Annotated in this window: 23 protein-coding genes; 19 read left to right on the top strand and 4 right to left on the bottom strand. The window is 65.0% G+C overall.

Going from position 1 to position 26,277, the window contains the following annotated elements:
* Nucleotides 1-19 precede the first annotated feature (19 nt).
* From IF803_RS08125 to IF803_RS08210, 18 genes are all read left to right on the top strand, one after another.
* Nucleotides 20-628, top strand: a complete 609-nt coding sequence (locus tag IF803_RS08125) for a TetR/AcrR family transcriptional regulator (protein WP_028338595.1) — start codon at nt 20-22, stop codon at nt 626-628.
* Nucleotides 629-773: 145 nt separating this feature from the next.
* Nucleotides 774-1,397: a flavin reductase family protein gene (locus tag IF803_RS08130; protein WP_461191830.1), complete on the top strand. Its 624-nt coding sequence runs from the start codon at nt 774-776 to the stop codon at nt 1,395-1,397.
* 324 nt (nt 1,398-1,721) lie between these two features.
* Nucleotides 1,722-2,963: an SMP-30/gluconolactonase/LRE family protein gene (locus tag IF803_RS08135; protein ID WP_461191831.1), complete on the top strand. Its 1,242-nt coding sequence runs from the start codon at nt 1,722-1,724 to the stop codon at nt 2,961-2,963.
* A 209-nt stretch (nt 2,964-3,172) separates the two neighbouring features.
* A complete protein-coding gene (locus IF803_RS08140; protein WP_461191832.1) occupies nt 3,173-5,440 on the top strand; it encodes an acyl-CoA dehydrogenase in 2,268 nt (755 codons plus the stop codon).
* Nucleotides 5,440-6,723, top strand: coding sequence for an acetyl-CoA C-acetyltransferase (locus tag IF803_RS08145; protein WP_461191833.1), 1,284 nt, complete (start codon nt 5,440-5,442; stop codon nt 6,721-6,723). Before IF803_RS08140 ends, IF803_RS08145 begins: the two co-directional genes overlap by 1 nt.
* A 2-nt stretch (nt 6,724-6,725) precedes the next feature.
* Nucleotides 6,726-8,822, top strand: a complete 2,097-nt coding sequence (locus IF803_RS08150; RefSeq protein WP_461191834.1) for a 3-hydroxyacyl-CoA dehydrogenase NAD-binding domain-containing protein — start codon at nt 6,726-6,728, stop codon at nt 8,820-8,822.
* Complete coding sequence (locus IF803_RS08155) at nt 8,819-9,280, top strand: acyl-CoA thioesterase (protein WP_461191835.1); 462 nt, start codon at nt 8,819-8,821, stop codon at nt 9,278-9,280. Before IF803_RS08150 ends, IF803_RS08155 begins: the two co-directional genes overlap by 4 nt.
* Before the next feature lie 174 nt (nt 9,281-9,454).
* Nucleotides 9,455-9,649 (top strand): hypothetical protein, encoded by a 195-nt coding sequence (locus IF803_RS08160; RefSeq protein ID WP_028338602.1) that lies wholly within the window; start codon nt 9,455-9,457, stop codon nt 9,647-9,649.
* A 135-nt stretch (nt 9,650-9,784) separates the two neighbouring features.
* Nucleotides 9,785-10,624 carry a DeoR/GlpR family DNA-binding transcription regulator gene (locus IF803_RS08165; RefSeq protein ID WP_411780537.1) on the top strand — a complete coding sequence of 280 codons (840 nt, stop codon included), beginning with the start codon at nt 9,785-9,787 and terminating at the stop codon, nt 10,622-10,624.
* A 75-nt stretch (nt 10,625-10,699) separates the two neighbouring features.
* A complete protein-coding gene (locus IF803_RS08170) occupies nt 10,700-11,497 on the top strand; it encodes a hypothetical protein (RefSeq protein WP_461191836.1) in 798 nt (265 codons plus the stop codon).
* On the top strand, nt 11,494-11,763 hold the full coding sequence (locus IF803_RS08175; RefSeq protein ID WP_281489605.1) for a hypothetical protein: 270 nt from the start codon (nt 11,494-11,496) through the stop codon (nt 11,761-11,763). The genes IF803_RS08170 and IF803_RS08175 overlap by 4 nt, the downstream gene beginning before the upstream one ends.
* A gap of 201 nt (nt 11,764-11,964) precedes the next feature.
* Complete coding sequence (gene glpD / locus IF803_RS08180) at nt 11,965-13,509, top strand: glycerol-3-phosphate dehydrogenase (protein WP_461191837.1); 1,545 nt, start codon at nt 11,965-11,967, stop codon at nt 13,507-13,509.
* Nucleotides 13,506-14,645 (top strand): ABC transporter ATP-binding protein, encoded by a 1,140-nt coding sequence (locus IF803_RS08185; protein WP_461191838.1) that lies wholly within the window; start codon nt 13,506-13,508, stop codon nt 14,643-14,645. Before glpD ends, IF803_RS08185 begins: the two co-directional genes overlap by 4 nt.
* Before the next feature lie 12 nt (nt 14,646-14,657).
* Entirely contained in the window at nt 14,658-15,743 is a 1,086-nt protein-coding gene (locus IF803_RS08190; protein ID WP_461191839.1) for an ABC transporter ATP-binding protein, read from the top strand.
* Nucleotides 15,743-16,645 carry a carbohydrate ABC transporter permease gene (locus tag IF803_RS08195; RefSeq protein ID WP_028338609.1) on the top strand — a complete coding sequence of 301 codons (903 nt, stop codon included), beginning with the start codon at nt 15,743-15,745 and terminating at the stop codon, nt 16,643-16,645. Before IF803_RS08190 ends, IF803_RS08195 begins: the two co-directional genes overlap by 1 nt.
* Complete coding sequence (locus IF803_RS08200; protein ID WP_028333212.1) at nt 16,645-17,451, top strand: carbohydrate ABC transporter permease; 807 nt, start codon at nt 16,645-16,647, stop codon at nt 17,449-17,451. The genes IF803_RS08195 and IF803_RS08200 overlap by 1 nt, the downstream gene beginning before the upstream one ends.
* A gap of 9 nt (nt 17,452-17,460) precedes the next feature.
* A complete protein-coding gene (locus IF803_RS08205) occupies nt 17,461-17,787 on the top strand; it encodes a DUF2160 domain-containing protein (RefSeq protein ID WP_016846242.1) in 327 nt (108 codons plus the stop codon).
* Between the two features lie 115 nt (nt 17,788-17,902).
* Nucleotides 17,903-19,645: an ABC transporter substrate-binding protein gene (locus IF803_RS08210; RefSeq protein WP_028338610.1), complete on the top strand. Its 1,743-nt coding sequence runs from the start codon at nt 17,903-17,905 to the stop codon at nt 19,643-19,645.
* Nucleotides 19,646-19,820: 175 nt separating this feature from the next.
* Here the strand turns inward: IF803_RS08210 and IF803_RS08215 are convergent, their stop codons facing one another.
* The 4 genes from IF803_RS08215 to IF803_RS08230 all read right to left on the bottom strand — a co-directional run bounded on the left by IF803_RS08215 (nt 19,821) and on the right by IF803_RS08230 (nt 24,236).
* Nucleotides 19,821-20,924 carry an alkene reductase gene (locus IF803_RS08215; protein ID WP_461191840.1) on the bottom strand — a complete coding sequence of 368 codons (1,104 nt, stop codon included), beginning with the start codon at nt 20,922-20,924 and terminating at the stop codon, nt 19,821-19,823.
* An 85-nt stretch (nt 20,925-21,009) separates the two neighbouring features.
* A complete protein-coding gene (locus tag IF803_RS08220) occupies nt 21,010-21,870 on the bottom strand; it encodes an SDR family NAD(P)-dependent oxidoreductase (protein ID WP_461191841.1) in 861 nt (286 codons plus the stop codon).
* Between the two features lie 247 nt (nt 21,871-22,117).
* The gene (locus tag IF803_RS08225) at nt 22,118-22,621 is read right to left on the bottom strand and encodes a DUF1993 domain-containing protein (RefSeq protein WP_038388800.1); all 504 of its coding nucleotides are present in this window, start codon (nt 22,619-22,621) and stop codon (nt 22,118-22,120) included.
* 259 nt (nt 22,622-22,880) lie between these two features.
* Nucleotides 22,881-24,236, bottom strand: coding sequence for a lytic murein transglycosylase (locus IF803_RS08230; protein WP_461191842.1), 1,356 nt, complete (start codon nt 24,234-24,236; stop codon nt 22,881-22,883).
* 185 nt (nt 24,237-24,421) lie between these two features.
* Here IF803_RS08230 and IF803_RS08235 point away from each other — a divergent pair, with 185 nt between their 5' ends.
* Nucleotides 24,422-26,074, top strand: a complete 1,653-nt coding sequence (locus IF803_RS08235; protein ID WP_304496913.1) for an ATP-binding protein — start codon at nt 24,422-24,424, stop codon at nt 26,072-26,074.
* The last annotated feature ends 203 nt before the right edge of the window (nt 26,075-26,277 follow it).

Below are 26,277 nucleotides of genomic sequence, written 5' to 3' on the forward strand. Positions count from 1 at the left end.
GAAGATTGAGCAGGCCAACATGACACTGATCTCGGAACATAGCGAAACCGACACCCGCGAGCGGATTCTCGTGGTGGCGGAGCGCTTGTTCCGGCAGATCGGGTACCAGAAGACGACGGTCGCCGACATCGCCAAAGAGCTGCGGATGAGCCCCGCCAACGTGTACCGCTTCTTCGATTCGAAGAAGTCGATCCACGAAAGCGTGGCCCGCGGCCTGATGGGCGAGGTCGAGATCGAGGCCCAGCGCATCGCGCGCTCGGAGGGGCCGGCGGCGCCGCGCCTGCGCCAGCTGATGACGACCATCAATCGCATGAACACCGAACGCTATGTCGGTGACTCCAAGCTGCACGAGATGGTCGAGATCGCGATGCAGGAGGACTGGGACGTCTGCGTCGCCCATATGGAGTGCATCGCCTCCATTATCGGCGAGGTGATCGCGCAAGGAGCCGCGTCGGGGGAGTTCGAGATCACGGACCTGCAACTCGCCTCGCTGTGCGCCTGCACGGCGATGATGCGGTTCTTCCACCCGCAGATGATCGCCCAATGTGCCACCAAGCCGGGCCCGACCATCGACCAGATGATCGATTTCGTGATCGCCGGCCTGTCGCCGCGCAGCCGCGCCAATTGAGCGCCAGCCCTTGCGCGCCAGGGCTGACATTTTCGTCAGTTGACTTCCTTGTCATTCCGGGGCGATGCGTAAGCATCGAACCCGGAATCTCGAGATTCCGGGTCTGGTGCTAGCGCACCATCCCGGAATGACGAGAGGCCCCCCCGTGACTGCCAAAGACCTGCATTTCTACGAGCCGAAGAACGGCCACGGCCTGAAGCACGACCCGTTCAACGCCATCGTCGCGCCGCGGCCGATCGGCTGGATCTCCTCGCGCGACAAGGGCGGCAACGTCAACCTCGCGCCCTACAGCTTCTTCAACGCGTTCTGCTACGTGCCGCCGATCATCGGCTTCTCCTCCACCAACCGGAAGGACAGCGTCGCCAACATCCAGGACACCGGCGAGTTCGTCTGGAATCTGGCGACGATGGATCTCGCCAAGCACATGAACGCGACGGCGGCGCACGTCGCGCGCGATGTCGACGAGTTCAAGCTCGCTGGACTCACGCAGGTTGCCGGCAAGCTCGTCAACGTGCCGCGGGTCGCAGAAAGCCCGGTGTCGTTCGAATGCAAGGTGAGCCAGATCGTCCAGCTCCAGGGCGCCGACGGCAAGAAGGCCGAGGCTTGGCTGACGCTTGGCGAGGTCGTCGCCGTCCACATCGACAAGGCCTTCATCAAGGACGGCGTCTACCAGACCGGTCTCGCGCACCCGATCGTCCGCGCCGGCCGCCGCGGCGACTACTTCGAGATCAAGCCGGAAAACATGTTCGAGATGATCCGGCCGGATTAGCTCTTCCTTCTCCCTCGCCCGCTTGCGGGGTCGAGACGAGCGAAGCTCGCTCTTAGAGGGTAGGGTGAGGGGCTGCTTCCACCAGTTATGATCGTCGTGAGACCTGTACCCCTCACCCGGATTGCATCTTGCGAAGCAATCCGACCTCTCCCCGCAAGCGGGGCGAGGTAAGAGACGTCGCGCCGCAACGACAGCCCGCACCACAACAATGTGAAATTTCCGCGCGCGGGGATGAAAAACCGTCACTCGCAACCTCTCCGGGAGCAGTCTAACCTCCACCCGCCAGGCCGGATCAACGGCCGGCCAACAGAGTGGGAGGATGCGATGACACGCCAACCGCGGCGCGATCCGAACGAAGAACAACGCGATCCGAACGTTTCACGACGCACGCTGGTTCAGGGGCTGGCGGCTTCCGCCGCCGCCGTCGCGGGCATCGGCAGCGCGCTGGCTCAGAATGCGCCCGCGCCGGTCGGGCCGCCGACGACGATCACCAGCCCGCCGCGCGACTTCAGTCCGCGCGGTGCGCCGACCACCTATTTCTGGGACCCCGACATCATCGCGGTCGACCCATCCTTCAACGACCTTGCCCAGCCCAACACCTCGATCAAGCGCCTCCACACCGGCCTGTTGTGGGCGGAAGGCCCGGCCTGGAGTTCGCAGGGCCGTTATCTGTTGTGGAGCGACATCCCGAACAACCGGCAGATGCGCTGGTCGGAAGACGACGGCCATGTCAGCGTCTTCCGCATGCCGTCGAACTATTCGAACGGCAATTCGTTCGACTTCCAGGGCCGCCAGCTGTCCTGCGAGCATCTCACCCGCCGTGTGACGCGCTGCGAGAATGACGGCACCGCGACCGTGCTCGCCGATAACTATCAAGGCAAGCGGCTGAACTCGCCGAACGACGTCGTCGCGCATCCCGACGGCAGCTACTGGTTCACCGATCCGCCCTATGGCGGGCAGCTCTATGAGGGCGAACCCGACGCCGCGGGTGGCCCGGGCAATCCGGCCGGCAAGCTCAATCCCCGGATCGGCCAGCCGGCGGGCTTCATGCCGGCCAAGCGCGAGCTGCCGACCAATTGCTATCGCATCGATCCCTCCGGCCGTGTCGATCTCGTGGTCAGCGAGGACCAGGTGCCCGATCCGAACGGCCTCTGCTTTTCGCCGGACTACAAGAAGCTCTACGTGGTCTCGACCGGCAAGGGACCGGGCGACAGCGGCCCCGGCGGCAAGGGCGACGTTTTCGTGTTCGATGTCGGCGCCGACAACAAGCTTTCCAACGGCAAGCGGTTCAGCGATTTCACGATCGACGGCGTGAAGTGCGGACCGGACGGCATCCGCTGCGACGTCAACGGCAATGTCTGGTGCTCGAGCAATGCCGGCCGCGCGGTCGGTTACAGCGGCGTGACGGTGTGGTCGCCGGAAGGCAAGCTGCTCGGCCGCATCCGGCTGCCCGAGGTTTGCGGCAACATCACCTTCGGCGGCCCCAAGCGCAACCGCCTGTTCATGGCCGCAAGCCAGTCGCTCTACGCGGTCTATACCGCAACCCAGGGAGCAGGGCCCGCCTAGCTCGTCCTGCGCGGGGATGGCGTCTGCGCCATCCCCTGCTACCTGATTGTCGCACCTCAGCTTTCGGAACTGAACGCGTGGCCTGCCGTTAACAGAATGGCGCCGGGGCCGCGTCAATTTCGCTTTATTTGAACAGCGAAGTGTTCACCGGTGAACGGCACTTTCCGATAAGATCACCCATCCGCGCCGCCGTTTCATGAGGATCCGCCATGAGCTTCCGCCGCGACTATATGACAAAACCGATCTTCTCCTGGGCGCGTGGCGTGCTGCCGACGATGTCGGACACCGAGCGCGAGGCGCTGGAAGCGGGCGACGTCTGGTGGGACGCCGATCTCTTCACCGGCAATCCCGACTGGTCGAAATTGCTGGCGTTCGCGCCGGCCAGATTGACCGACGAAGAGCAAGCCTTCTTGCACGGTCCGGTCGACGAGCTCTGCAGGATGCTCGACGAGTGGAAGATCAACTGGGAATGGCGCGATCTGCCGCCCGAGGTCTGGGCCTTCATCAAGGCCAAGAAATTCTTCGGCATGATCATCCCCAGGGAATTCGGCGGCCTCGGCTTCTCGCCCTATGCGCATTCCGAAGTGGTGCGCAAGATCTCGTCGCGTTCGCTGACCGCGGCCGTCACCGTGATGGTGCCGAACTCGCTCGGGCCGGGTGAACTCCTGATGCGCTTCGGCACCAAGGAGCAGCAGGACAAATGGCTGCCGCGCCTCGCCTCCGGACAGGACATTCCATGCTTCGGTCTGACCAGCCCGGAGGCAGGGTCCGATGCCGCCTCGATGATCGACACCGGCATCATCTGCAAGGGCAATTTCGAAGGCCGCGAGGTGCTGGGCTTGAGGCTCAACTGGCACAAGCGCTACATCACGCTCGGCCCGGTCGCGACGCTGCTCGGGCTTGCGTTCAAGGCCTATGATCCCGATCACCTCGTCGGCAGCGAGGAAGAGCTCGGCATCACCGTCGCGCTGATCCCGACCCATCTGCCCGGCGTCTCGATCGGCCACCGCCATCTGCCGGCGATGCAGGTGTTCCAGAACGGCCCGAACTGGGGCCGCGATGTCTTCATCCCGCTCGACTACATCATCGGCGGCCAGGAGCGGCTCGGCCAGGGCTGGAAGATGCTGATGACGGCGCTTGCCGCCGGCCGCGGCATCTCGCTGCCGTCGCTGTCGGCGGCCGGCGCTGCCTATGCCGCGCGCACCACCGGCGCTTATGCCCGCATCCGCGAGCAGTTCGGCATCTCGATCTCGAAATTCGAGGGCATCGAGGAGCCGCTCGCCCGCATCGCCGGCACGGCCTATCTGCTCGACGCCGCGCGGCGGTTGACCTGTGCGGCACTGAACGAGGGGCATCATCCCGCCGTCATCTCCGGGATCATGAAGCTGCACGCCACCGAACGGATGCGGATCGCGATCGACGACGCCATGGACATCCATGGCGGCAAGGCCGTGATCGACGGGCCGCAGAATTATCTCGGCGGGCTCTACCGCTCGGTGCCGGTCGGCATCACGGTCGAGGGCGCCAACATCCTGACCCGCAACCTGATCGTGTTCGGGCAGGGCGCGATCCGCGCGCATCCCTATCTGTTGCAGGAGATGAACGCGCTCGGCGAGCCCGATCGCGACAAGGGCCTCACCGCGTTCGACACCGCGTTCTGGAAACATGTCGGCCACAGCTTCGCGACCATGTTCCGCGCCTGGGGCCGCAGCTGGAGCTTCGGCCTGTTCGCGCCGGCGCCGGATGCCGGCGATGCGACCGAGTTCTATCGCCAGCTCTCGCGCTATTCCTCGGCATTCGCGCTGTGCGCCGACATGGCGCTGCTCACCCTCGGCGGCGCGCTGAAGCGCAAGGAGATGCTCTCCGCGCGCTTCGGCGACATCCTCTCCGAGCTCTATTTGCTCTCTGCCGCGCTCAAGCGCTGGCAGGACGAGGGCCGGCAGAAGGAGGATCTTCCTGCGCTCCAATGGTGCATGGCATCCGGCTTCAAGACCATCGAGAACCGCTTTGCGGAAATCTTCGCCAATCTGCCGAACCGCCCGGTGGCTTGGCTGCTGAAATTCCTGATCCAGCCGTTCGGCGCCCGCGTCACCGGCCCGTCCGATCGCGTCGTGCAGCAATGCGCGCAGCTCGTGCTGTCGCCGTCGGCTGCGCGCGATCGCCTGACGCCGGACCTCGCCTTTGTCGAGGATGACGGCGGCATCGCGCGGCTGGAGAAGGCCTTCCGCCTGGTCACCGAAGCCGAGGACGCCGCCAAGCAGTTGCGCGCGGCGCGGCTGCATGACTGGAAGGATGCCGTCAAGAAGGGCGTCATCACCGAGGCCGACGGCGAGAAGCTCGCGGCCGCTCATGAGGCCGTCGCCAAAGTCATCGAGGTCGATGATTTTGCGCCGGAGGCGCTGTCCCCGATTTACAAGAAATCCGCCGACGTGCATCAGTTCTTCCAGGAGCTTGGTGACCAGAGGGCGGCGAGCTGATGGCGCGACCAGTCTTTATCGTCGACGGCAGCCGGACGCCGTTCCTGAAGGCGCGCTCCGGTCCCGGCCCGTTCACCCCGGTCGATCTTGCCGTGCAATGCGGCCGGCCGCTGCTGGCCCGGCAGCCGTTCGCGCCCACCGCCTTCGACCAGGTGATCCTCGGCTGCGTCAACGTGATCGCCGACGAGATGAACCCGGCACGCGTCGCGGCGCTCCGGCTCGGCATGGGCGAAGAGATGGTCGCCTTCACGGTGCAGATCAATTGCGGCTCCGGCATGCAGTCGATCGACACCGGCTACCGCTACATCCGCGAGGGGACCTCCGACCTGATCCTCGCCGGCGGCGCCGAGGCCTTGAGCCACGCGCCGCTGGTCTGGCCCAATTCCGGCGTGCGCTGGTTTGCCGGCTTTGCCGGCGCCAAGGGGCTAGGTGCCAAGATCGCCGCGGCGCTGAAGGTGAAGCCGAGCTACTTCAAGCCGATCATCGGCCTGGAGCGTGGACTGACCGACCCGATCACCGAGCTCAACATGGGGCAGACCGCCGAGAAGGTCGGCCATCTGTTCGGCATTACGCGCGCACAGTCCGATGCATATGCTGCCGAGAGCCATCAGCGGCTGGCCAACGCGCAGAAGCAAGGCTTTCTCAAGGGCGAGGTCGAGACCGCGTTCTCCCGCGACGGCAAGTTCTACGACCACGACGACGGCGTCCGCCCGGACTCGACGCCCGAGACGCTGGCGAAGCTGAAGCCGGTGTTCGAACGGCCCTGGGGCCAGGTCACCGCCGGCAATTCCTCGCAGATCACCGACGGCGCTTCCTGGGTGATCCTGGCGTCGGAGACGGCGGTAGCCAAGCACGGGTTGACGCCGAAGGCCGTCATCCTCGACAGCCAGTGGTCGGCGCTCGATCCCTCGATCATGGGCCTCGGCCCGGTGCTGTCGGCGAGCGCGATGCTCAAGCGCAACGCCATGACCTTGCAGGACGTCGAGACCTGGGAGCTCAACGAGGCCTTCGCCACCCAGGTGCTGGGCTGCCTCGCGGCGTGGAACGACGAGACATTCTGCCGCGAGATTCTCGGGCTCGACGGCGCGGCCGGCGAGATCGACCGCGCCAAGCTCAACGTCGACGGCGGCGCGATCAGCCTCGGTCATCCCGTCGGCACCAGCGGCAACCGCATCGTGCTGCATCTGGTCAATGCGATGAAGCGGCTCGGCACCAGGCGCGGCGTCGCCACCGAATGCATCGGTGGCGGGCAGGGCGGCGCGATGTTGATAGAGACGGTGTGATCATGGATTCACGGATCATAGACGTTCTCGCCGATCGCGTGCTCGAACTTGGGCCGAAGCCTGTCGCCGACGGCCCCTACCGGAATTTCAAGCTGACGCGCGATGAGGACGGCATTGCCTGGCTGCTGTTCGATCGCGCCGGCGCCAGCGCCAACACGCTGTCCGCCGATCTGCTCGAGGAGCTCGATGCCATCGTCTCGGCGCTCGAGAACCAGCGGCCGACCGGCCTCGTGGTGCGCTCGGCTAAGCCAAGCGGCTTCATCGCCGGCGCCGACGTCAATGAGTTTCGCGGCGCCAGCGATTCCAGCGCGGTCGAGACCGCGATCGGCCGCGCCCATGCGGTGATCGACCGGCTCGAGGCGCTGCGCGTGCCCTCGGTCGCTGTCATCCACGGCTTCTGCCTCGGCGGCGGCCTCGAGGTCGCGCTGGCCTGCCAGATGCGGATCGCGATCGACGACGCGCGGTTCGGCTTCCCCGAGGTGATGCTCGGCCTGCATCCCGGTCTCGGCGGCACCGTGCGCTTCACCGAGCTGGTCAACCCGATGCAGGCGATGACCTTGATGCTGACCGGCAAGACCATCGACGCGCGCCGCGCCAAGGCGCTCGGCCTGGTCGACGCCGTCACCCAGGAGCGCCATGTCCGCAACGCGGTGAAGGACGCGGTGTTCGGCCGGCTGAAGCGCGCAAGTCCGGGCGTGCTCAACTCGATCCTCAATTTCGGCGTGGCGCGCGGTTTCCTCGCCTCGCGGATGCGCAGCGAGGCCGAGAAGGCGGCACCACGCAAGCATTACCCGGCGCCCTATGCGCTGATCGATCTGTGGGAGAAGTACGCCGGCAATCGCGCGGCGATGCTGAATGCGGAGAAGGCCTCGTTCGCCAATCTGATGGTGACGCCGACCGCGCAGAATCTGATCCGCGTGTTCTTCCTGCGCGAGCAGATGAAGAAGGTCGCCGGCAGCGGCAACAAGGTTGCGCATGTCCATGTCATCGGCGCCGGCGCGATGGGTGGCGATATCGCGGCCTGGTGCGCCAACCAGGACATGCGGGTGACGCTCGCCGACATGAAGGCCGAGCCGATCGCGGGCGCGATGAAGCGGGCTTCGGAGCTGTACGGCAAGATCATGCGCAAGCGGATCGACCAGCGCGACGCGCTCGACCGCCTGATTCCCGACATGGACGGCGAGGGCGTCCGCAACGCCGATCTGATCATCGAGGCGGTGCCGGAAAAGCTCGAGCTGAAGCAGAAGGTCTATGCTTCCCTTGAGCCGAAGATGAAACAGGGCGCGATCCTCGCCACCAATACGTCGAGCATCCCGCTGCAGGATCTGCGCACCACGCTGGCACGGCCGGAGCGGCTGCTCGGCCTGCACTTCTTCAACCCGGTGTCGCGGCTGCAACTCGTCGAGGTCGTCAGCCATGACGGCACCGATACCGGCATGCTCAAGGAGGCGCTCGCTTTCGTCGGCGCCATCGACCGCCTGCCGCTGCCGGTGAAGAGCTCGCCGGGCTTCCTCGTCAACCGCGCGCTGACGCCCTACATGCTGGAAGCGATGATGATGCTGGACGAGAAGACCGACCAGCGCCTGATCGACGCGGCCGCGGTCGAGTTCGGCATGCCGATGGGGCCGATCGAACTTGCTGACCAGGTTGGCCTCGATATCTGCCTCGATGTTGGCGACATGTTGCGCTCGAAGTTCGGCGATACGCTGCCGCCGACGCCCGCATGGTTGCGCGAAAAAGTCGTCAGGGGCGAGCTCGGCCGCAAGACCGGCAAGGGCTTCTACACCTGGAAGGACGGCAAGGCGGAGAAGGCTCCGTTGCCCGAGACGGGTCCCCGGGTGAGCGATGAGATGATCGACCGCCTGGTGCTGCCGATCTCGAATGTCTGCGTCGCCGCCCTGCGCGAGGGCATCGTCGACAATCCCGACATGGTCGACGGCGCGATGATCTTCGGCACCGGCTATGCCCCGTTCCGCGGCGGCCCGCTCAACTATGCGCGCAGCCGCGGCGTCGACAATGTGGTGTCGGCGATGCAGGCCTTGATGCGCAAGTTCGGCGGACGATTTGCGCCGGATCCCGGCTGGGAGGCCTTCAAGTGACCGATTCGCAGGTGACCACCTCGCAAGTGACCGACACCCATGTTCACGCGCCGCTGAGCAACGATGCTGAGCCGAAGGGCGATCTCTGCATCCGCACGCTGGCGATGCCGGCCGACACCAATGCCAATGGCGACATCTTCGGCGGCTGGCTGCTCAGCCAGATGGATCTCGGCGGCGGTGTGTTCGCCTCAAAGGTGGCGAAGTCGCGCACCGTGACGGTCGCGATCGACGCGATGAATTTTCGCAAGGCGGTCAATGTCGGCGATCTGGTCTCCGTCCATGCCAATCTCGTGCGCATCGGCCGCACCTCGATCACGGTACATCTCGAGGCCTGGGTGCTGCGCCGTCGCGAGCAGCAGTCGATCCTCGTGACCGACGGCAATTTCACTTATGTCTCGATCGACGAGCAGGGCCATCCGCAACCGATCCAGCGCGATGGCGCCACGATCGAGACCTGACATTCGTCGCGCCAGTGCCGCTGATTCGGCGCGGGAGCAAACGCGTCGAAACTGAGTCCGGAGCGTGGTTTGATTGCAAAAAGCATCGGATTCCGGCGCTTTGCCTCGCAAAATAACTGAGGAACAAACAGCCAGCGACTCCGTTGTCGGGCCGGAGTCAAACCGAGGCTTACAATGTCCGACAGTTACGTGATCGAAGTGAGTTCGCAGACGGCGGGTATCGTGGTGCGCGATACGCGTGGTTATCAGTTCTTTGCTGCATCGCACCTTTTCGACCGCCTTGAAGGCCAGATCTTCCGCAATGCCCGCGAGGCCGAGCGCGCGGCGCGCCGGCTGCTCACCGGTCAATCCATGCAGGTGGCGTCGTAGAACACCTTTGCGCGATAGCGCGTGGCCCGGGCGAAGCGTCCACCTTCGCCCGGCCGTCCCTGACACGGCACTGCACGTTGACCTCCGTGCCGAACGGTCGCACCATGGGCGACTCGCCGTTTCAAGGGGGCCGCCGTGGCCGGACTCTCCCATCGCCAGACTGAAATTCTCAACATCGCGCGCGCGTTCGGCCGGGTCATGGTCGAAGACCTCGCCAAGCGATTCGAGGTGTCGGCGCAGACCATCCGCAAGGACCTCAACGATCTCTGCGACCAGCGCTCGCTGACCCGCATCCATGGCGGCGCGATCATCGCCTCGGGCGTCGAGAACCTCGCCTACGAGGCGCGTCGCTTCGTCGCCGCCGAGGAGAAGAAGGCGATCGGCGCTGCCGCGGCGGCACGGATTCCGAACGGCTGCTCGCTGTTCATCAATATCGGCACCACCACGGAAGAGGTCGCGAGCGCGCTGACCTCGCATGAGGATCTGCTGGTCATCACCAACAACCTCAACGTCGCGATGCTGCTGTACCGCCATCCGCGCATCGAGGTGGTGGTGGCGGGCGGCACGGTGCGCCGCGCCGACGGCGCCGTGGTCGGCTCCACCGCGACGCAGCTGATCGGCCAGTTCAAGGTCGACTACGCCATCATCGGCGCATCCGCGATCGACGAGGAGGGCGCGCTGCTCGACTTCGACTATCGCGAGGTGCAGGTCGCGCAGGCGATCATCGCCAATGCGCGCAACGTGATGCTGGTCTCTGACTCGACCAAGCTCCGCCGCAGCGCGCCGGTGCGGATCGCCCATATGAGCCAGATCCAGACCTTCGTCACCGATTCACCGCTCCCCGCGGGCCTCGCCAATATCTGCCATAGCCGCGGCATCGAGGTGGTCGTCGCGATGGACAAGCCGCAAGTCGATCTCGACGACAACGGTGCCGACGCGGCACCCGCGGCGCTGCGCAGCGCGCAAGGCGCTTGATCGCTCAAGTTTTAGCGAACCTGTTTCGGATGCCTTTCGGCCGCTGCTGTAGCCTGCCTGAGGTGGAGCGGTTCGTTGGTCAGCACGCAATTCAAGATCGTCACGGCATTGGGCATGGCGGCGATGTTCGGCGTCGTCTCGTTTGTCCTCGGCTTTAACGTCGCATCCGCGTGCGCAACGGCGCTGGCCGGCGGTGTTTCTGCGCTTGTGGTCATGCGCGCGTTCGATGGTGAGACCCAGCCGCCATCGAAGAGCGTCCGTGTCGACATCTTTCGCTTCGGCAGCGGGAGCCGCCCGGCTTGGCTTTCGGAACTGGAACAGCAGAACGGCCGTGGCGGGAAACTGCTTTACGGACTGTCGCGGATCTTCTTTTCGGGATCGCTGTGTCAGCGCATCGCGAGCGGGGCCTTCCTCGCGCAGTCGGTAATCGGCCTGGTGGCGATCGTCCTGTTCTGGCTTGGCCAGGCGATGGGCTTTGACATGCGGCTGTTCGCAATCCCGCCGTTCGGCAGCCTGTTTGCGGACGGCATCCCGGTGTCGGCTGAAGCAGCCGCGCAAATGAGGTTCGAGCACCTCTTCCTGCCGCTGGTCTCGCTCTACGCCGTCACGTTTTCCCTGTTCCTGATTGCATTGCTTGGCGATCTCGCGACCATCCTCCGCGACTGGCGAGAGCAGTGGAAGTATCTCACGATGCCGCTGTTCTGCTTTGCATTCTGGGCACTCCTGGCGCACCGAAAATCATCGGGATATAGCGCCCTGCAAGTCGCGCTCGGCGGCGGACACCTCTGGGCCTATGCCGCGGTCTTCGTGTTCTTTCCGCTCTTCTTTCTCGTGCTGTCGGCGTCGCTGCCAGGCAATCGGGCGATCCGATGAACAGGGATCGCTCGATCGGGCGAATCTATCTCCGCTTCGCGCTCAAATGGTATGCGATCCTTTTCGTCGCATCGTTGGTCTTTTACGTCCTGTTCGCCAGCCGTCATACATTCGTCGCGTCGACCGGTGTGCTTTTGCTCGCGGCCTACTTTGTGCGCGACAGCCGAGCTTGCGCCAAGCGGGTAGGCGGTGAAGTTCGCCGTACCTACTATCCCGAAAAGGCTCTGCCGGAATTGCGCGTCGGACGATCGCCACAGCGTCCCTGATCGCCCACCACCGCCTTGCCTGGCGTCACCCCAAGCGTTTCTCGTCCCGTCCTCCCCAAAAGCCCTGACCGCGAGCACTCCGCCCAAAAAATCCCCAGCGAAAGTTCCCTGTTTTCACTTTGCTTTCGTTTTTGGTTGTGATTTACTTCAATCCGAAAGTAAAACCGTCAAAGCGAAGGCGGTTGCCGGGGGAAGCGTTCTTTGGATCAGATTTACGACCTCGCCATCATTGGAGGCGGCGTTAATGGCTGCGGCATCGCGCGCGATGCAGCGGGCCGGGGTAACTCTGTTTTCCTCTGTGAAATGAATGACTTGGCCAGCGGGACGTCGTCCTGGTCGACCAAGCTCGTGCATGGTGGTCTGCGCTATCTCGAATATTACGAGTTTCGTCTGGTGCGCGAGGCGCTGATCGAGCGCGAAATCCTCTGGCAGATCGCGCCCCACATCATTCGGCCGCTGCGTTTCGTTTTGCCGCACCACGCCGGCCTGCGCCCGGCCTGGCTGCTGCGGCTCGGCCTCTTCCTCTACGACCATATCGGCGGCCGGCATTTGCTGCCGGCGACGCGCTCGGTCGATCTGACCCGCGACGTGGTCGGCAAGCCGCTGATTCCGGGCCGCTACACCAAGGGCTTCGAATATTCCGACTGCTTCGTCGACGACGCCCGGCTGGTTGCGCTGACCGCGCGCGATGCCGCCGATCGCGGCGCCGAGATCCGCACCCGCACCCGCGCGGTCGAGATCAGGCAGGTCGACGGCGTCTGGCACGTTACGGTCGAAGACAGCGTCACGGGTGCCCGCGACACGATCCAGTCACGCGTGCTGGTCAATGCCGGCGGTCCCTGGGTCGAACAGGTCCTGGCGTCAGGCGCCGGCGTCAACGCGCGCGCCAAGGTGCGCCTGGTGCAGGGCTCGCACATCGTGGTGCCGAAGCTCTACGACCACGGCCGTGCCTACATCTTCCAGAATGCCGACGGCCGCATCATCTTCGTCATTCCCTATCAGGACGACTTCTCGCTGATCGGTACCACCGATCGCGACTATGACGGCGATCCGGCCAAGGTGAAGGCGACGCAGGAGGAGATCGAATATCTCTGCGCGTCCGCCAGCGCCTATCTCGCCAAGCCGGTGAAGCCCGAGGACGTGGTCTGGAATTACTCCGGCGTGCGTCCGCTCTATGACGACGGCGCGAGCGAAGCCAAGGCCGCGACCCGCGACTATGTGTTCGAGCTCGATACGCCCGGTGGTGCGCCGCTACTGTCGATCTATGGCGGCAAGATCACGACCTATCGCCGCCTCTCCGAAGAGGCGCTGGAGCGGCTGTCGCCTTATCTCCGCGGCACAAAGGCGCAGGAGGGCTGGACCGGCAAGGCGCCGCTGCCCGGCGGCGACATGGATGTATCTGCGGTCGCGGCGCTGAGCGCCGAATTGATCCGCAACTATCCGTTTCTCGCGCAATCGCACGCCAATCGTCTCGCCCATGCCTATGGCACGCGCGCCAGCAAAGTCTTGGGCAACGCAACATCGACGGCCGATCTCGGCCGCTCCTTCGGCGCCACCTTGACGGAAAGCGAAGTCAGGTACCTGATGGCGAACGAATGGGCTCGGACCGCGGACGATGTCGTCTGGCGACGATCCAAGCTGGGCTTGCGGATGACGGCGGGTGAAATCGCCGCGCTCGACGAGTGGATGCTCGCCAACCGCGTGTCCGGTGAACGTCCCCTCCGCGAAGCGGGAGGACGGGCATGAGCGTCACACTGCAGAATGTCACGCGAACCGTGGATGGCATTCCGACCATCCGCGATGTGTCGCTGACGCTGGAGCGTGGCACGCTCAGCGTGCTGCTCGGGCCGACGCTGTCGGGCAAGACCTCGATCATGCGGCTGCTCGCCGGCCTCGACAAGCCGACCACCGGCCGCGTGCTGGTCGATGGCAAGGACGTCACCGGCGCCGACGTGCGGCAGCGTTCGGTCGCGATGGTCTATCAGCAGTTCATCAACTATCCCTCGCTGACGGTCTATGAGAACATCGCCTCGCCGCTGCGCGTGCAGGGCAAGCCGCGCGTCGAGATCGAGCGGCGGGTGGCGGAAGCGGCCAGCCTGTTGCGGCTCGAGCCGTTCCTGAAGCGCACGCCGCTGCAACTCTCCGGCGGCCAGCAGCAGCGCACCGCGATCGCGCGGGCGCTGGTCAAGGGCGCCGACCTCGTGCTGCTCGACGAGCCGCTCGCCAATCTCGACTACAAGCTGCGCGAGGAGCTGCGCGCCGAGCTGCCGCGCATCTTCGAGGCCTCCGGCGCGATCTTCGTCTATGCCACCACCGAACCGTCGGAAGCGCTGCTGCTCGGCGGCGACACGGTCTGCATGTGGCAGGGCCGGGCGCTGCAAACCGGCGCGACGCCCAAGGTCTACCGCCATCCCGACACGCTGCGCGTCGCGCAGGTGTTTTCCGATCCGCCGCTCAACATCATCGGCATCGAGAAGAAGGGCGCGCAAGTGATCTATGCCGGCGGCGAGCAGGCGCCCGCGGCCGGCCTCTACGCCAATCTGCCCGACGGCATCTACCGGACCGGCTTCCGTGCGCACCAGCTCGAGGTCGGGAATGTCGCGGCCGGCCGTCACAAATTTTCCGCCGCGGTGACGGTGACCGAGATCACCGGGTCGGAGAGCTTTGTGCACGTCCATGTCCACGGCTCGAACTGGGTTGCGGTGCTGCACGGCGTGCACGAATATGAACCCGGGCAGGTGCTCGACGCCGCGCTCGATCCCGACAACATCTTCGTGTTCGACGCGGCCGACCGCCTCGTCGCGTCGCCCGCGACCGCGTTTTCGGGCAACGTGCATCGCAGTGCGCGTGCGGCAAACGCGTCAGCCGGCAACGGCAAGTGAGGGAGATGCTCCATGGCCCGCATTGACCTCGTCGATCTCGCGCACTCCTACGGCGGCAACGACGCGCCGCAGGAATCCTTTGCACTGAAGCCGGTCACCATGACCTGGCGGCAGGGCGGCGCCTATGCGCTGCTCGGGCCGTCCGGTTGCGGCAAGACCACGCTGCTCAACCTGATCTCCGGCATCGTGACGCCGTCTCGGGGAAAGATTCTGTTCGACGGCCGCGACATCACGCCGCTGTCGACGCAAAAGCGCAACATCGCGCAGGTGTTCCAGTTCCCGGTGATCTACGACACCATGACGGTCGGCCAGAACCTGGCCTTCCCGCTGAAGAATCGCGGCGTCGCGAAGGCCGAGGTCGACGCGCGGGTCAGGCAGATCGCCGATCTGCTCGACCTCAAGCCCTATCTCAAACGCAAGGCGACGCGGCTCACCGCCGACGCCAAGCAGAAGATCTCGCTCGGCCGCGGCCTGGTGCGCTCCGACGTCGCGGCCGTCCTGTTCGACGAACCGCTGACGGTGATCGATCCCGAGCTCAAGTGGCAGCTTCGCTCCAAGCTGAAGGCGCTGCACCGCGAGCTCGACCTCACGATGATCTACGTCACCCACGACCAGACCGAGGCGCTGACCTTCGCCGACACCGTCGTCGTGATGCATGACGGCCGCGTGGTGCAGAGCGGCACGCCGGCCGAATTGTTCGACAAGCCGGCGCACACCTTCGTCGGGTATTTCATCGGCTCGCCCGGCATGAACATCGTGCCCGCCGAGGTCAGTGGTCACCAGGCGCGGGTCGACGGCCATGTCATCGGCCTGCATCGAAACTATGGTGTGCTGCCTGCGGGCAAGAAGATCGAGATCGGCGTGCGGCCGGAGTTCGTCGATGTCGCGGCGCCGGCGTCAGGGTTGCTGTCGGCCACCATCGAGCGGATCGACGATCTCGGCCGCATCCAGTTCGCCCGCGTGCGGGTCGGCGATACCAAATTCGCCGCGCGCGTGCCGCCGGGCTTCTCGGTCTCCGGCGATACCGCCGGGCTGATCTTCAATCCCGCGCATGTCCACGTCTATGCCGACAGCCATTTGGTGGAGGGGGTCGCCTGATGGACAAGACGATCAACCAAAAAGCCTGGTTCCTGGTGCTGCCGGTGTTCCTGGTGGTCGCGTTCTCGGCGGTGCTGCCGCTGATGACCGTCGTGAACTATTCGATGCAGGACACCTTCGGCAACAACCAGTTCTTCTGGAACGGCGTCGGCTGGTTCAAGGAGCTGCTCGATCCATCGACCGATCTCGGCGGGCGCTTCCTGGCCTCGCTCGGCCGCAACCTGTTCTTCTCTGCCGTGATCCTCGCGATCGAGGTGCCGCTCGGCATCATCGTCGCGCTGTCGATGCCGCGCGAGGGCTGGAGCGTCGCGGCCTGCCTCGTCATCCTCGCCTTGCCGCTGCTGATTCCGTGGAACGTGGTCGGCACCATCTGGCAGATATTCGGCCGGCCCGATATCGGCCTGCTCGGCTATGTGCTGAACCACCTCGGCCTCAACTACAATTACGTGTCCAACGAGGTCGACGCCTGGGTCACGGTCATCGTGATGGACGTCTGGCACTGGACCAGCCTCGTCGCGCTGCTCTGCTATGCCGGCCTGAAGTCGATCCCCGACGCCTATTACCAGGCCGCGCAGATCGACGGCGCCTCGCGCTGGGCGGTGTTCAAGGCGATCCAGCTGCCGAAGATGAACCGCGTGCTGCTGATCGCGGTGCTGCTGCGCTTCATGGACAGCTTCATGATCTACACCGAGCCGTTCGTGGTCACCGGCGGCGGCCCCGGCAATTCGACGACCTTCGTCTCGATCGAGCTCGTCAAGATCGCGCTCGGCCAGTTCGACCTCGGAAAGGCCGCGGCGCTGTCGCTGGTCTACAATTTGATCATCCTGATCGTGTGCTGGGTGTTCTACACCGTGATGGTCAATGCCGGCTCCGAGCGTCCGGCCAAGGAAGGAGCGGCGTGATGCATTCGATCCCCGGCCGCCGCCTGATCATGGCGCTGTTCCTGATCTTCCTGCTGTTGCCGATCTACTGGCTCGTCAACATGAGCTTCAAGACCAACGCCGAGATCGTCTCGACGATGACGCTGTGGCCGCACACGCCGACGCTGCAGCACTACAAGCGCATCTTCACCGACGAGAGCTGGTATTCGGGCTACATCAATTCGCTCGAATACGTCGTGCTCAACACCATCATCTCGATCGCGGTGGCGTTGCCGGCGGCCTATGCGTTCTCGCGCTACCGCTTCCTCGGCGACAAGCACCTGTTCTTCTGGCTGCTGTCGAACCGCATGGCGCCGGCGGCGGTCTACGCGCTGCCGTTCTTCAACCTCTATTCGGCAATCGGCCTGTTCGATACGCCGTGGGCGGTCGCGCTCGCGCACTGCATCTTCAACGTGCCGTTGGCGGTGTGGATCCTCGAAGGCTTCGTCTCCGGCGTGCCGCGCGAGATCGACGAGACCGCCTTCCTCGACGGCTATTCGTTCCCGCGCTTCTTCATCAAGATCCTGGTGCCGCTGATCGCGAGCGGCATCGGCGTCGCCGCCTTCTTCTGCTTCATGTTCTCCTGGGTCGAGCTGCTGCTGGCGCGCACGCTGACCTCGGTGCAGGCCAAGCCGATCGCGGCGATCATGACGCGCACGGTCTCGGCGGCCGGCATGGACTGGGGCTTGCTTGCCGCCGCCGGCGTGCTCACCATCATTCCGGGCGCGCTGGTGATCTGGTTCGTCCGCAACTACATCGCGCGCGGCTTCGCGCTCGGCCGGGTCTAGGAGGCGATCATGGAAAGCATCGCATGGATGGCCTGGACGCTGCCGACCGCGATCTTCTTCGTGCTGCTGGCCTCGACGCTCGGCGTGATGACCTGGCTCGCGGCGGTCTATCCCGAGGCCGAGCGGGTCGGCGTGCTGCGCATCCCGACCACGCGCGGCGATCGTTTGTTCATTTCGCTGGTGCTGGCGGCGGTGATCCACCTGGTGTGGATCGGCCTCGTCGGCACCGATCCGATCCTCACCCTGCCGATCGGCGAGGGCGTGGAAATTTCGAGCCTGTGGCTCGCAACGCTGATTTCGCTTCTTTCAGCCGTGGCGATCTTTCGCACCGTCTGACGAAAGCGAAGAAGAGCAGATCCGGGGTCAACCCGGGCCTGGGGTTTTGTTTGTCGCTGCAACCGGAGGAATCATAATGCGACATTTGAGAACGACAAAGGATAGTCTTTTGACTATGACCAGCGCCGCCGCGCTGATCGCAGCCTCGCTCGCGGTCGCCACGCCGGCCCGCGCCGCCGACGATGCCGTGATCCAGAAGTGGATCGCGGAATTCCAGCCCTCGACGCTGTCGAAGGAAGACCAGAAGAAGGAGCTCGAGTGGTTCGCCAAGGCCGCCGAACCCTTCAAGGGCATGGAGATCAACGTCGTCTCGGAAACGATCACGACGCATGAATATGAATCGCAGACGCTGGCCAAGGCGTTCTCCGAACTGACCGGCATCAAGCTCAAGCACGACATCATCCAGGAAGGTGACGTCGTCGAGAAGCTGCAGACCCAGATGCAGTCGGGCAAGAACGTCTATGACGGCTGGATCAACGACTCCGACCTGATCGGCACCCACTTCCGCTACGGTCAGACCATCATCCTGTCGGACTACATGAAGGGTGAGGGCAAGGAGGTCACCGACCCGATGCTCGACGTCGATGACTTCATCGGCAAGTCGTTCACCACGGCGCCGGACGGCAAGCTCTACCAGCTGCCCGACCAGCAGTTCGCGAACCTCTATTGGTTCCGCTACGACTGGTTCACCAACCCCGAGTACAAGGCCAAGTTCAAGGCCAAGTATGGCTATGAGCTCGGCGTGCCCGTGAACTGGTCGGCCTATGAAGACATCGCCGAGTTCTTCACCAACGACATCAAGGAGATCAACGGCGTCAAGATCTACGGCCATATGGACTACGGCAAGAAGGATCCCTCGCTCGGCTGGCGGTTCACCGACGCCTGGCTGTCGATGGCCGGCAACGGCGACAAGGGTATCCCGAACGGCCTGCCGGTCGACGAGTGGGGCATCCGCATGGAAGGCTGCCGCCCGGTCGGCTCCTCGGTCGAACGTGGTGGCGACACCAACGGCCCGGCCGCGGTCTACTCGATCACCAAATATCTCGACTGGCTGAAGAAGTATGCCCCGCCGCAGGCCCAGGGCATGACCTTCTCGGAAGCAGGGCCTGTGCCGGCGCAAGGCAACATCGCCCAGCAGATGTTCTGGTACACCGCCTTCACCGCCGACATGGTGAAGCCGGGCATCGCCGTGATGAACGCGGACGGTACGCCGAAGTGGCGTATGGCTCCGTCGCCTCACGGCTCTTACTGGAAGGAAGGCATGAAGCTCGGCTATCAGGACGCCGGCTCCGTGACGCTGTTGAAGTCGACCCCGCCGGATCGCCGCAAGGCAGCTTGGCTCTATCTGCAGTTCATCATCTCCAAGTCGGTGTCGCTGAAGAAGAGCCATGTCGGTCTCACCTTCATCCGTGAGTCCGATATTTGGGACAAGTCGTTCACCGAGCGTGCGCCGAAGCTCGGCGGCCTGATCGAGTTCTACCGCTCGCCCGCGCGCGTGCAGTGGACCCCGACCGGCAACAACGTGCCCGACTATCCGAAGCTCGCGCAGCTGTGGTGGCAGAACATCGGCGATGCGTCGTCCGGTACCAAGACGCCGCAGCAGGCGATGGACGCGCTGGCCGCGGCCCAGGATTCGGTGATGGAGCGTCTTGAGAAGTCCGGTGTGCAGGGCGCCTGCGGACCGAAGCTGAACAAGAAGGAATCCGCCGAGTTCTGGTACAAGAAGGCCGAGAAGGACGGCACCATCGCTCCGCAGCGCAAGCTCGCGAACGAGAAGCCGAAGGGCGAGACGATCGACTACGACACGCTGATCAAGTCGTGGCCGGCCAACCCGCCGAAGCGCGCCGAAGCGAAGTAAGGCGTACCAGCCCACGCCATCCGAGAACGACGAAAGGCCGGGAGCGATCCCGGCCTTTTTGTTGTTTGCCAGGTCATTCCGGGATGGTGCGCAAGCACCAGACCCGGAATCTCGAGATTCCGGGTTCGATGCTTCGCATCGCCCCGGAATGACGATGTGGAGAGAGGAGCGCTCCCTACTCCGCCGCCTCGGTCGCCTTCAGCGTCGGATAGTCGGTGTAGCCCTTGGCGCCGCCGCCGTAGAAGGTCGCCTTGTCCCACTCGTTGAGCGTCGCGCCGGTCTTGAGCCGCTCGACCAGATCGGGGTTGGAGATGAACGGCTTGCCGAACGCGATCAGGTCGGCCGCGCCGGCCTCCAGCACTTTCTCCGCCAGCGCGAAATCGTAGCCGTTGTTGGCGACATAGGCCTGCTTGAAGCGCTTGCGCAGCGAGGCGTAGTCGAACGGCGCGATATCGCGCGGGCCGCCGGTCGCGCCCTCGACGACGTGGAGATAGGTCAGCTTCAGCGCACTGAGCTGGTCGACGATGTAGTCGAACAGCGCTTGCGGATTGGAGTCGGTGATGTCGTTGGCCGGCGTCACCGGCGAGATCCGGATGCCGGTGCGATCGGCGCCGGCCTCGATGGCGACCGCCTTGGACACGTCCAGCATCAGCTTGGCGCGGTTCTCGATTCCGCCGCCATAAGCGTCGGTGCGCTTGTTGGTGCCGTCGCGGGCGAACTGGTCGAGCAAATAGCCGTTGGCGCCGTGGATCTCGACGCCGTCAAAGCCGGCCGCCAGCGCATTCGCCGTGCCGCGCTTGAAGTCCTCGATGATCCCGGGAATTTCCGACAGCTCGAGCGCGCGCGGCTCGGAGACATCGGCAAACGTGCCGTTTACGAAGGTCTTGGTCTTGGCCTTGATGGCGCTCGGCGCCACCGGTGCGCCGCCGTTCGGCTGCAGTGCGACATGCGAGATGCGGCCGACATGCCAGAGCTGGATGAAGATGCGGCCGCCGCGCTCATGCACGCGATCGGTGACCTTGCGCCAGCCCTCGACCTGTTCCTTCGAATAGATGCCGGGCGTGTCCTGGTAACCCTGGCCCTGCTGCGAGACCTGGCTCGCCTCGGTGATCAGAAGGCCGGCGGAGGCGCGCTGGCTGTAATAGTCCACCGCGAGCGGGCTCGGCACCATGCCGGGCGGCACCGCGCGGTTGCGCGTCAGTGGCGCCATCACCAGGCGGTTCGGCAGCGTCAGCGCGCCGAGCTTGTAGGGCTCGAGAAGTTTGGTCGATTGGCTCATGTAAATGTTCCAGAGGATGACTGATGGAGGAGAATTGTGCATTGCCGCGACGAGCGCAATGCCCGAGGTATTCGCGCTCCGCAGGCTAGCTGCGCACAATTCCGCCCATGTGGCCGGCATCGAGGAACAGGGTGTGCGCGTTCACGTAGGAGGATTCATTCGAAACCAGGAACAGCGCAGTATAGGCAACCTCCCAGCCGGTGCCCTGGCGGCCGAAAGGCACTGTCACGGCGCGGTCCGATCGCCTGCGGCTGGCGTCGCGGCCCATCGGCGTGTCCATGAAGCCGGGCGCGATCACATTGCAGCGAATTCCCTTGTCCTCGCCGGCCCGCGCGATCGCCCGGCCCAGCGCGATCTGCGCCGCCTTGGAGGATTCATAGGCCGGGTTGCGGCCGCCGGCGCGCTGGCTCGCCATCGAGGAGATCAGGATGATCGTGCCACCCGGCGCCATCACCTCCAGCGCCTTCTGCGCGAACAGCATGTGGCTGCGCACATTGACGGCGTAGTCGCGGTCCCAGGCTTCGGCCGTCATCTTGGGCAGCGACAGGCCGGAGGAGATGCCGACGTTGAGCGCCAGCCCGTCGAGCCCGCCGAGCCTTTGCGCGCAGCGTTCGACCGCGGGTGCGATCGCCGCGACGTCGGAGACATCGACCACATCGGTGAAGGCCTTGCCGCCTTCGCCTGTGATCTGCGCGACGGTGTCGTCGGCAGCGTCCTTGTTGACGTCGAGGCAGGCGACCGCAGCGCCCTCGCGCGCGAACAGCACGCTCATCGCGCGGCCATTGCCGATCGGCGGCGCTTCATCCACCGTCGTGCGCTGTCCCGCGCCGACCACAATGATGCGCCGCCCGGCGAGGCGGCCGTGGTTCTTCGCCAGTCCCAGCGCTTCGGCATGCAGCGAGGCGGACGGATCGATGGCTTTCGGTGCGTGGGTTGTGGTCGACATGGCGTGCTCCCTGACATCTTGTTGTTGTCAGGGAGCAGTAGCACGGCTGAGCATGTGAGGCGACGTGTCGCGCCGAAGCCTTGGCTAAAGCGGAAAATCCCGCACCGGGGAATATCGATCACCCCGGCCCTTGTAGGTCCTCATCCTGAGGAGCCGCGAAGCGGCGTCTCGAAGGATGTGGCCCGAGTGGGCCTCATGGTTCGAGACGCGCGAAGACGCGCTCCTCACCATGAGGGAACGAAGCGCGTCAGCTCACGCCGAGGAAATCGCGCTTGCCGATCTCGACACCGTTGTGGCGCAGGATGTCGTGCGCGGTCACGGCGTGGAAGTAGAAGTTCGGGAACGAGAACGCGCTGAGGAATTGCTGGCCCTTCAGGGTCATGGTGCGATCGGGGCCGATCGGGAAGGTGACGTCCCGGGCGTCGGCGCCGTCGAACTGCGCCGGCTTGAACGACTTCACATAGTCGATGGTCTTGGCGAGCCGCTGCTTCAGTTCACTGATGCTCTTCTCGGTGTCGGGCGTCGACGGCACCTCGCTATGGGTCAGCCGCGCACAGCCCCGTGCGGCGTGGTCGCAGACCAGCTGCACCTGCTTGGTCAGCGGCAGCATGTCGGGATAGAGCCGCGATCCCAGCAGCACCTCGGGCGCGATCTTCTTGGCCTCGCAATGCGCCTCGGCCTTGGTCAGCTCGCCGGTGAGGCTGTTGAGGATCTGCAGGTAGGCGGGGACGACGGCGTCATGAAAGGACATGTGATGCTCCCTGTTTTGATGAAATCCGGATGTTACCGAACGGCGATGCTGCAAGTGGGGCGGCAAGGGGAAGAATACAACTGCGGGAGGCTGTAACACTTGGTCAAATATTTCGCGCAGCACCTGTCTTGGACCCGTCATCCTGAGGTGCGAGCACAGCGAGCCTCGAAGGATGTACGGCCCGGCTGGTGGCCGTCGACCCTTCGAGGCTCGCTCCGCTCGCACCTCAGGGTGACGGGAAGAGCGAGCGGCACTTGCTCTACCGCATCCCCGGTGCCGCGGCGTCCGCGGCAGGCTGTGTGCGGGGCCCGCCGCGCATCCGCGCCAGGAGCTCCGCGGTCGGCCAGGAATCCGCCGGCAGCCCGTACTTCATCTGCATCGCCTTCACCGCGCTGCGGCTTGCCTGTCCGAGCACGCCGTCGATCTTGCCGACGTCGTAGCCGGCGCGCGCGAGCAGTCCCTGCAGCTCCTTGATCTCGCCGAACGGCAGTTGCGCGACCGGCGCGTGCGGCCGCTGCATCGGTGGTGCGCCCGCGATGCGGCCGGCGAGATAGCCGGCGGTGGTGGAATAGATCAGCGAGTTGTTCCACTCGGTGTAGGCGGCGAAATTCGCATAGGCCAGGAACGCCGGACCCATCCGGCCCATCGGCAGCAGCAGCGAGGCCGGCATCTCGTCATTCGGCAATGGCTTGCCGTCGGTCGAGGTGACGCCGAGCGACGCCCATTTCGAGCGCGGCAGCTTGATGGTGAGGTCGGCCTGGTCCCAAGGGAAATTTGCGAAATTCGCGGCTTGCGGCACGCGCACCTCCTGCAGCCACGGCTCGCCGCGCCGCCACTTCAATCCGGTGGCGATGTAGTTCGCGGTCGAGCCGATCACGTCGGGGCCGCTTTGCAGGAGATTGCGGTGGCCGTCGCCGTCATAGTCGACAGCGTAGTTGAAATAATGCGTCGGCAAGAATTGCGTCTGGCCGAGCTCGCCGGCCCATGAGCCGATCATCTCGTCGGGCGTCAGATCGCCGCGCTCGATGATCTTCAGCGCGGCGATGGTCTCGCCCTGGAACATCTCGGAGCGGCGGCAATCATAGGCCAGCGACACCAGCGATTTCAGCGTCGGCAGATTGCCCATCTGGACGCCGAAATCGCTCTCCAGTCCCCAGAACGCGGCGATCACCGCCGGCGGCACGCCATACTCCTTCTCGGCGCGCGCGAACGCGGCCGCATAGGTCCGGATGTATTGCTGGCCCTGCTGCATGCGATAGTTCGCGGCCATGCGGCCCGCGAACTGGGTGAAGATCTGCCCAAACACGCGCTGGCCGCGGTCGCGGTTGACGATGCCCTGATCGTAGATCAGGTAGGGCGCGGCCTCCGCGATCGTGCGCTGCGAGACGCCGGCGGCGATCGCCTTCTGCTTCAGCTCGGCGAGGAAGCGATCGAAGTTTTGCCCGTTGTGGCAGGACGCAGCCCTCGGCGTGGCGACGGCGGCAGGGCGCGGCCTGACTGGCGCGGGATTCAAGGGGCTGGGCAGCGGCTGCTGAGCCGAGGCGAGGGTGGAGAGCGCCAGCGCCCCCGCGATCGCTGCGATCATGATCGGGGCACGGAGGGGAGAGGCTGGCATCGATGTCACCGGCTGGAAAAAGGGGAATTGAAGCCCAATCTGCATACACCAGGGCGACACCGGGCAACAACGGGGGTGCCGCTCTTAGACCAATTGAGCTGAGGTAGGTTCAGCCGCCGCCGCTATGATCGGCCGGTGATTCGCGGGCAGGGGTGTCGGCGGATCGATCACGCCCGGAGGGACCCATGTGGAGTTTTCTCGAGCGTCTCTTGGATTCGTCGACGTTTTCGCCGCACGGCATCTGCCTGTTGTGGGAACCGGAGCTGATCTGGCTCCACGTGATTTCAGACGCAATCATTGCCGCTTCGTATTTTTCGATCCCGTTTGCGCTGGCGATCCTCGTCTCCAAGCGGCGCGATTTCCAGTTCGGCTGGATGGCCTGGCCGTTCGCCGCGTTCATCCTCGCCTGCGGCCTCACCCATGTGTTCTCGATCTACACGCTGTGGGTGCCGATCTACGGTATCGAGGGCCTGCTCAAGGCGCTCACCGCTGTCGCCTCGATCTTCACCGCCGTGCTGCTCTGGCCGCTGATCCCGCGGATCCTCGCGATCCCGACCGAAGAGCAGTTGCGCGAGGCGCATGTCGCGCTCGCCGAGGAGGGACGGCAGCGCCAGCGCTCGGAATTCCTGCTCGAGCGTTTCCGCGAGGCCGAGGCCAATGAGAACAAGACCCGCCAGGCGCAGAAGATGGAAGCGGTCGGCCAGCTCACCGGTGGCATCGCGCACGACTTCAACAACATCCTCACCGTCATCACCGGCACCATCGACATCCTGGCCGAGGCAGTCACCCACAACCGTCAGCTCACCGAGATCACCTCGCTGATCCGCGACGCCGCCGAGCGCGGCGCATCGCTGACGCGGCATCTGCTCGCCTTCGCGCGCAAGCAGCCGCTGCAGCCGAGCGACGTCGACGTCAACGCGTTGATGGTCGACACCATCGAGCTGCTGCGGCCCACGATCGGCGACCATGTCGACATCGATTTTCGCTCCGCACCCGATCTGCCGCGCGCACTGGTCGATGGCAACCAGCTCGTCACCGCGATCATCAACCTTGCGCTCAACGCGCGCGACGCGATGCCGAAGGGCGGCCGGCTGACGATCGAGACCCGCACCGCCGAGCTCAAGCCATCGGACGTGAACGGCCATGACGGGCTTGCCGCCGGCGATTATGTCGCGATCGCGCTGACCGACAACGGCCGGGGCATTGCGGAAGCCGACCTGGCCAAGGTGTTCGAGCCGTTCTTCACCACCAAGGACGTCGGCAAGGGCACCGGGCTCGGGCTGAGCATGGTCTACGGCTTCGTCAGGCAATCCAACGGCCACGTCGTGCTCGACAGCGAGGTCGGCCGCGGCACCAGGGTGATGCTCTATCTGCCGCGCGCGGCGGTGGTCTCGCCGGCAGCAGTGCCCGAGCGGCGGCAGCCGGACGCGCGCGGCGCGCGGGAAATCGTGCTCGTCGTCGAGGACGACAAGCTGGTGCGCTCTTATGTGCTGACCCAGATCGAGAGCCTCGGCTACACCACGCTGTCGGCCAATAATGGCCGCGAAGCCCTTGCCGTGCTCGACAGCGGCGCGCCGATCGATCTCTTGTTCACCGACGTCATCATGCCGGGCGCGATGAACGGGCGCGACCTTGCCACCGAGGCGCGGAAGCGCCGCCCGGGTCTCCGCGTACTGTTCACGTCGGGCTATACCGATGACGCCATCGACCAGGACGGCAAGCTCGAACAGGGCATCCTGTTCCTGGCAAAACCCTACAGCCGCGCCGAGCTCGCCCGCATGTTGCGCATCGCACTGCGCGAGGACGAAGCGGTGATCGCGCAGGAGCCGGCGGCGTAGCGTGCTTCCGAACCGGCGGCGGAGGCACGATCTCGTAGCCCGGATGAGCGAAGCGATATCCGGGGCGGTGCCCCCCGCATGTCGCTTCGCTCATGCGGGCTACGAACTGCGGGTGACTGCTTGCAGGTGACCGATTGTTAACCCGCGCCGCGTCGCTGCGACGCACTGGTTCCCCTTGCGGCTTCAGCGTCAAAATCCCTACC

This window comes from Bradyrhizobium sp. UFLA06-06, from assembly GCF_054820065.1.

Coding starts and splice junctions, on each gene's coding strand:
- IF803_RS08125 (WP_028338595.1), top strand. CDS start 20: ATGACACTGATCTCGGAACATAGCGAAACCGACACCCGCGAGCGGATT.
- IF803_RS08135 (WP_461191831.1), top strand. CDS start 1,722: ATGACACGCCAACCGCGGCGCGATCCGAACGAAGAACAACGCGATCCG.
- IF803_RS08140 (WP_461191832.1), top strand. CDS start 3,173: ATGAGCTTCCGCCGCGACTATATGACAAAACCGATCTTCTCCTGGGCG.
- IF803_RS08145 (WP_461191833.1), top strand. CDS start 5,440: ATGGCGCGACCAGTCTTTATCGTCGACGGCAGCCGGACGCCGTTCCTG.
- IF803_RS08150 (WP_461191834.1), top strand. CDS start 6,726: ATGGATTCACGGATCATAGACGTTCTCGCCGATCGCGTGCTCGAACTT.
- IF803_RS08160 (WP_028338602.1), top strand. CDS start 9,455: ATGTCCGACAGTTACGTGATCGAAGTGAGTTCGCAGACGGCGGGTATC.
- IF803_RS08175 (WP_281489605.1), top strand. CDS start 11,494: ATGAACAGGGATCGCTCGATCGGGCGAATCTATCTCCGCTTCGCGCTC.
- IF803_RS08185 (WP_461191838.1), top strand. CDS start 13,506: ATGAGCGTCACACTGCAGAATGTCACGCGAACCGTGGATGGCATTCCG.
- IF803_RS08190 (WP_461191839.1), top strand. CDS start 14,658: ATGGCCCGCATTGACCTCGTCGATCTCGCGCACTCCTACGGCGGCAAC.
- IF803_RS08195 (WP_028338609.1), top strand. CDS start 15,743: ATGGACAAGACGATCAACCAAAAAGCCTGGTTCCTGGTGCTGCCGGTG.
- IF803_RS08200 (WP_028333212.1), top strand. CDS start 16,645: ATGCATTCGATCCCCGGCCGCCGCCTGATCATGGCGCTGTTCCTGATC.
- IF803_RS08205 (WP_016846242.1), top strand. CDS start 17,461: ATGGAAAGCATCGCATGGATGGCCTGGACGCTGCCGACCGCGATCTTC.
- IF803_RS08210 (WP_028338610.1), top strand. CDS start 17,903: ATGACCAGCGCCGCCGCGCTGATCGCAGCCTCGCTCGCGGTCGCCACG.
- IF803_RS08215 (WP_461191840.1), bottom strand. CDS start 20,924: ATGAGCCAATCGACCAAACTTCTCGAGCCCTACAAGCTCGGCGCGCTG.
- IF803_RS08220 (WP_461191841.1), bottom strand. CDS start 21,870: ATGTCGACCACAACCCACGCACCGAAAGCCATCGATCCGTCCGCCTCG.
- IF803_RS08225 (WP_038388800.1), bottom strand. CDS start 22,621: ATGTCCTTTCATGACGCCGTCGTCCCCGCCTACCTGCAGATCCTCAAC.
- IF803_RS08230 (WP_461191842.1), bottom strand. CDS start 24,236: ATGCCAGCCTCTCCCCTCCGTGCCCCGATCATGATCGCAGCGATCGCG.
- IF803_RS08235 (WP_304496913.1), top strand. CDS start 24,422: ATGTGGAGTTTTCTCGAGCGTCTCTTGGATTCGTCGACGTTTTCGCCG.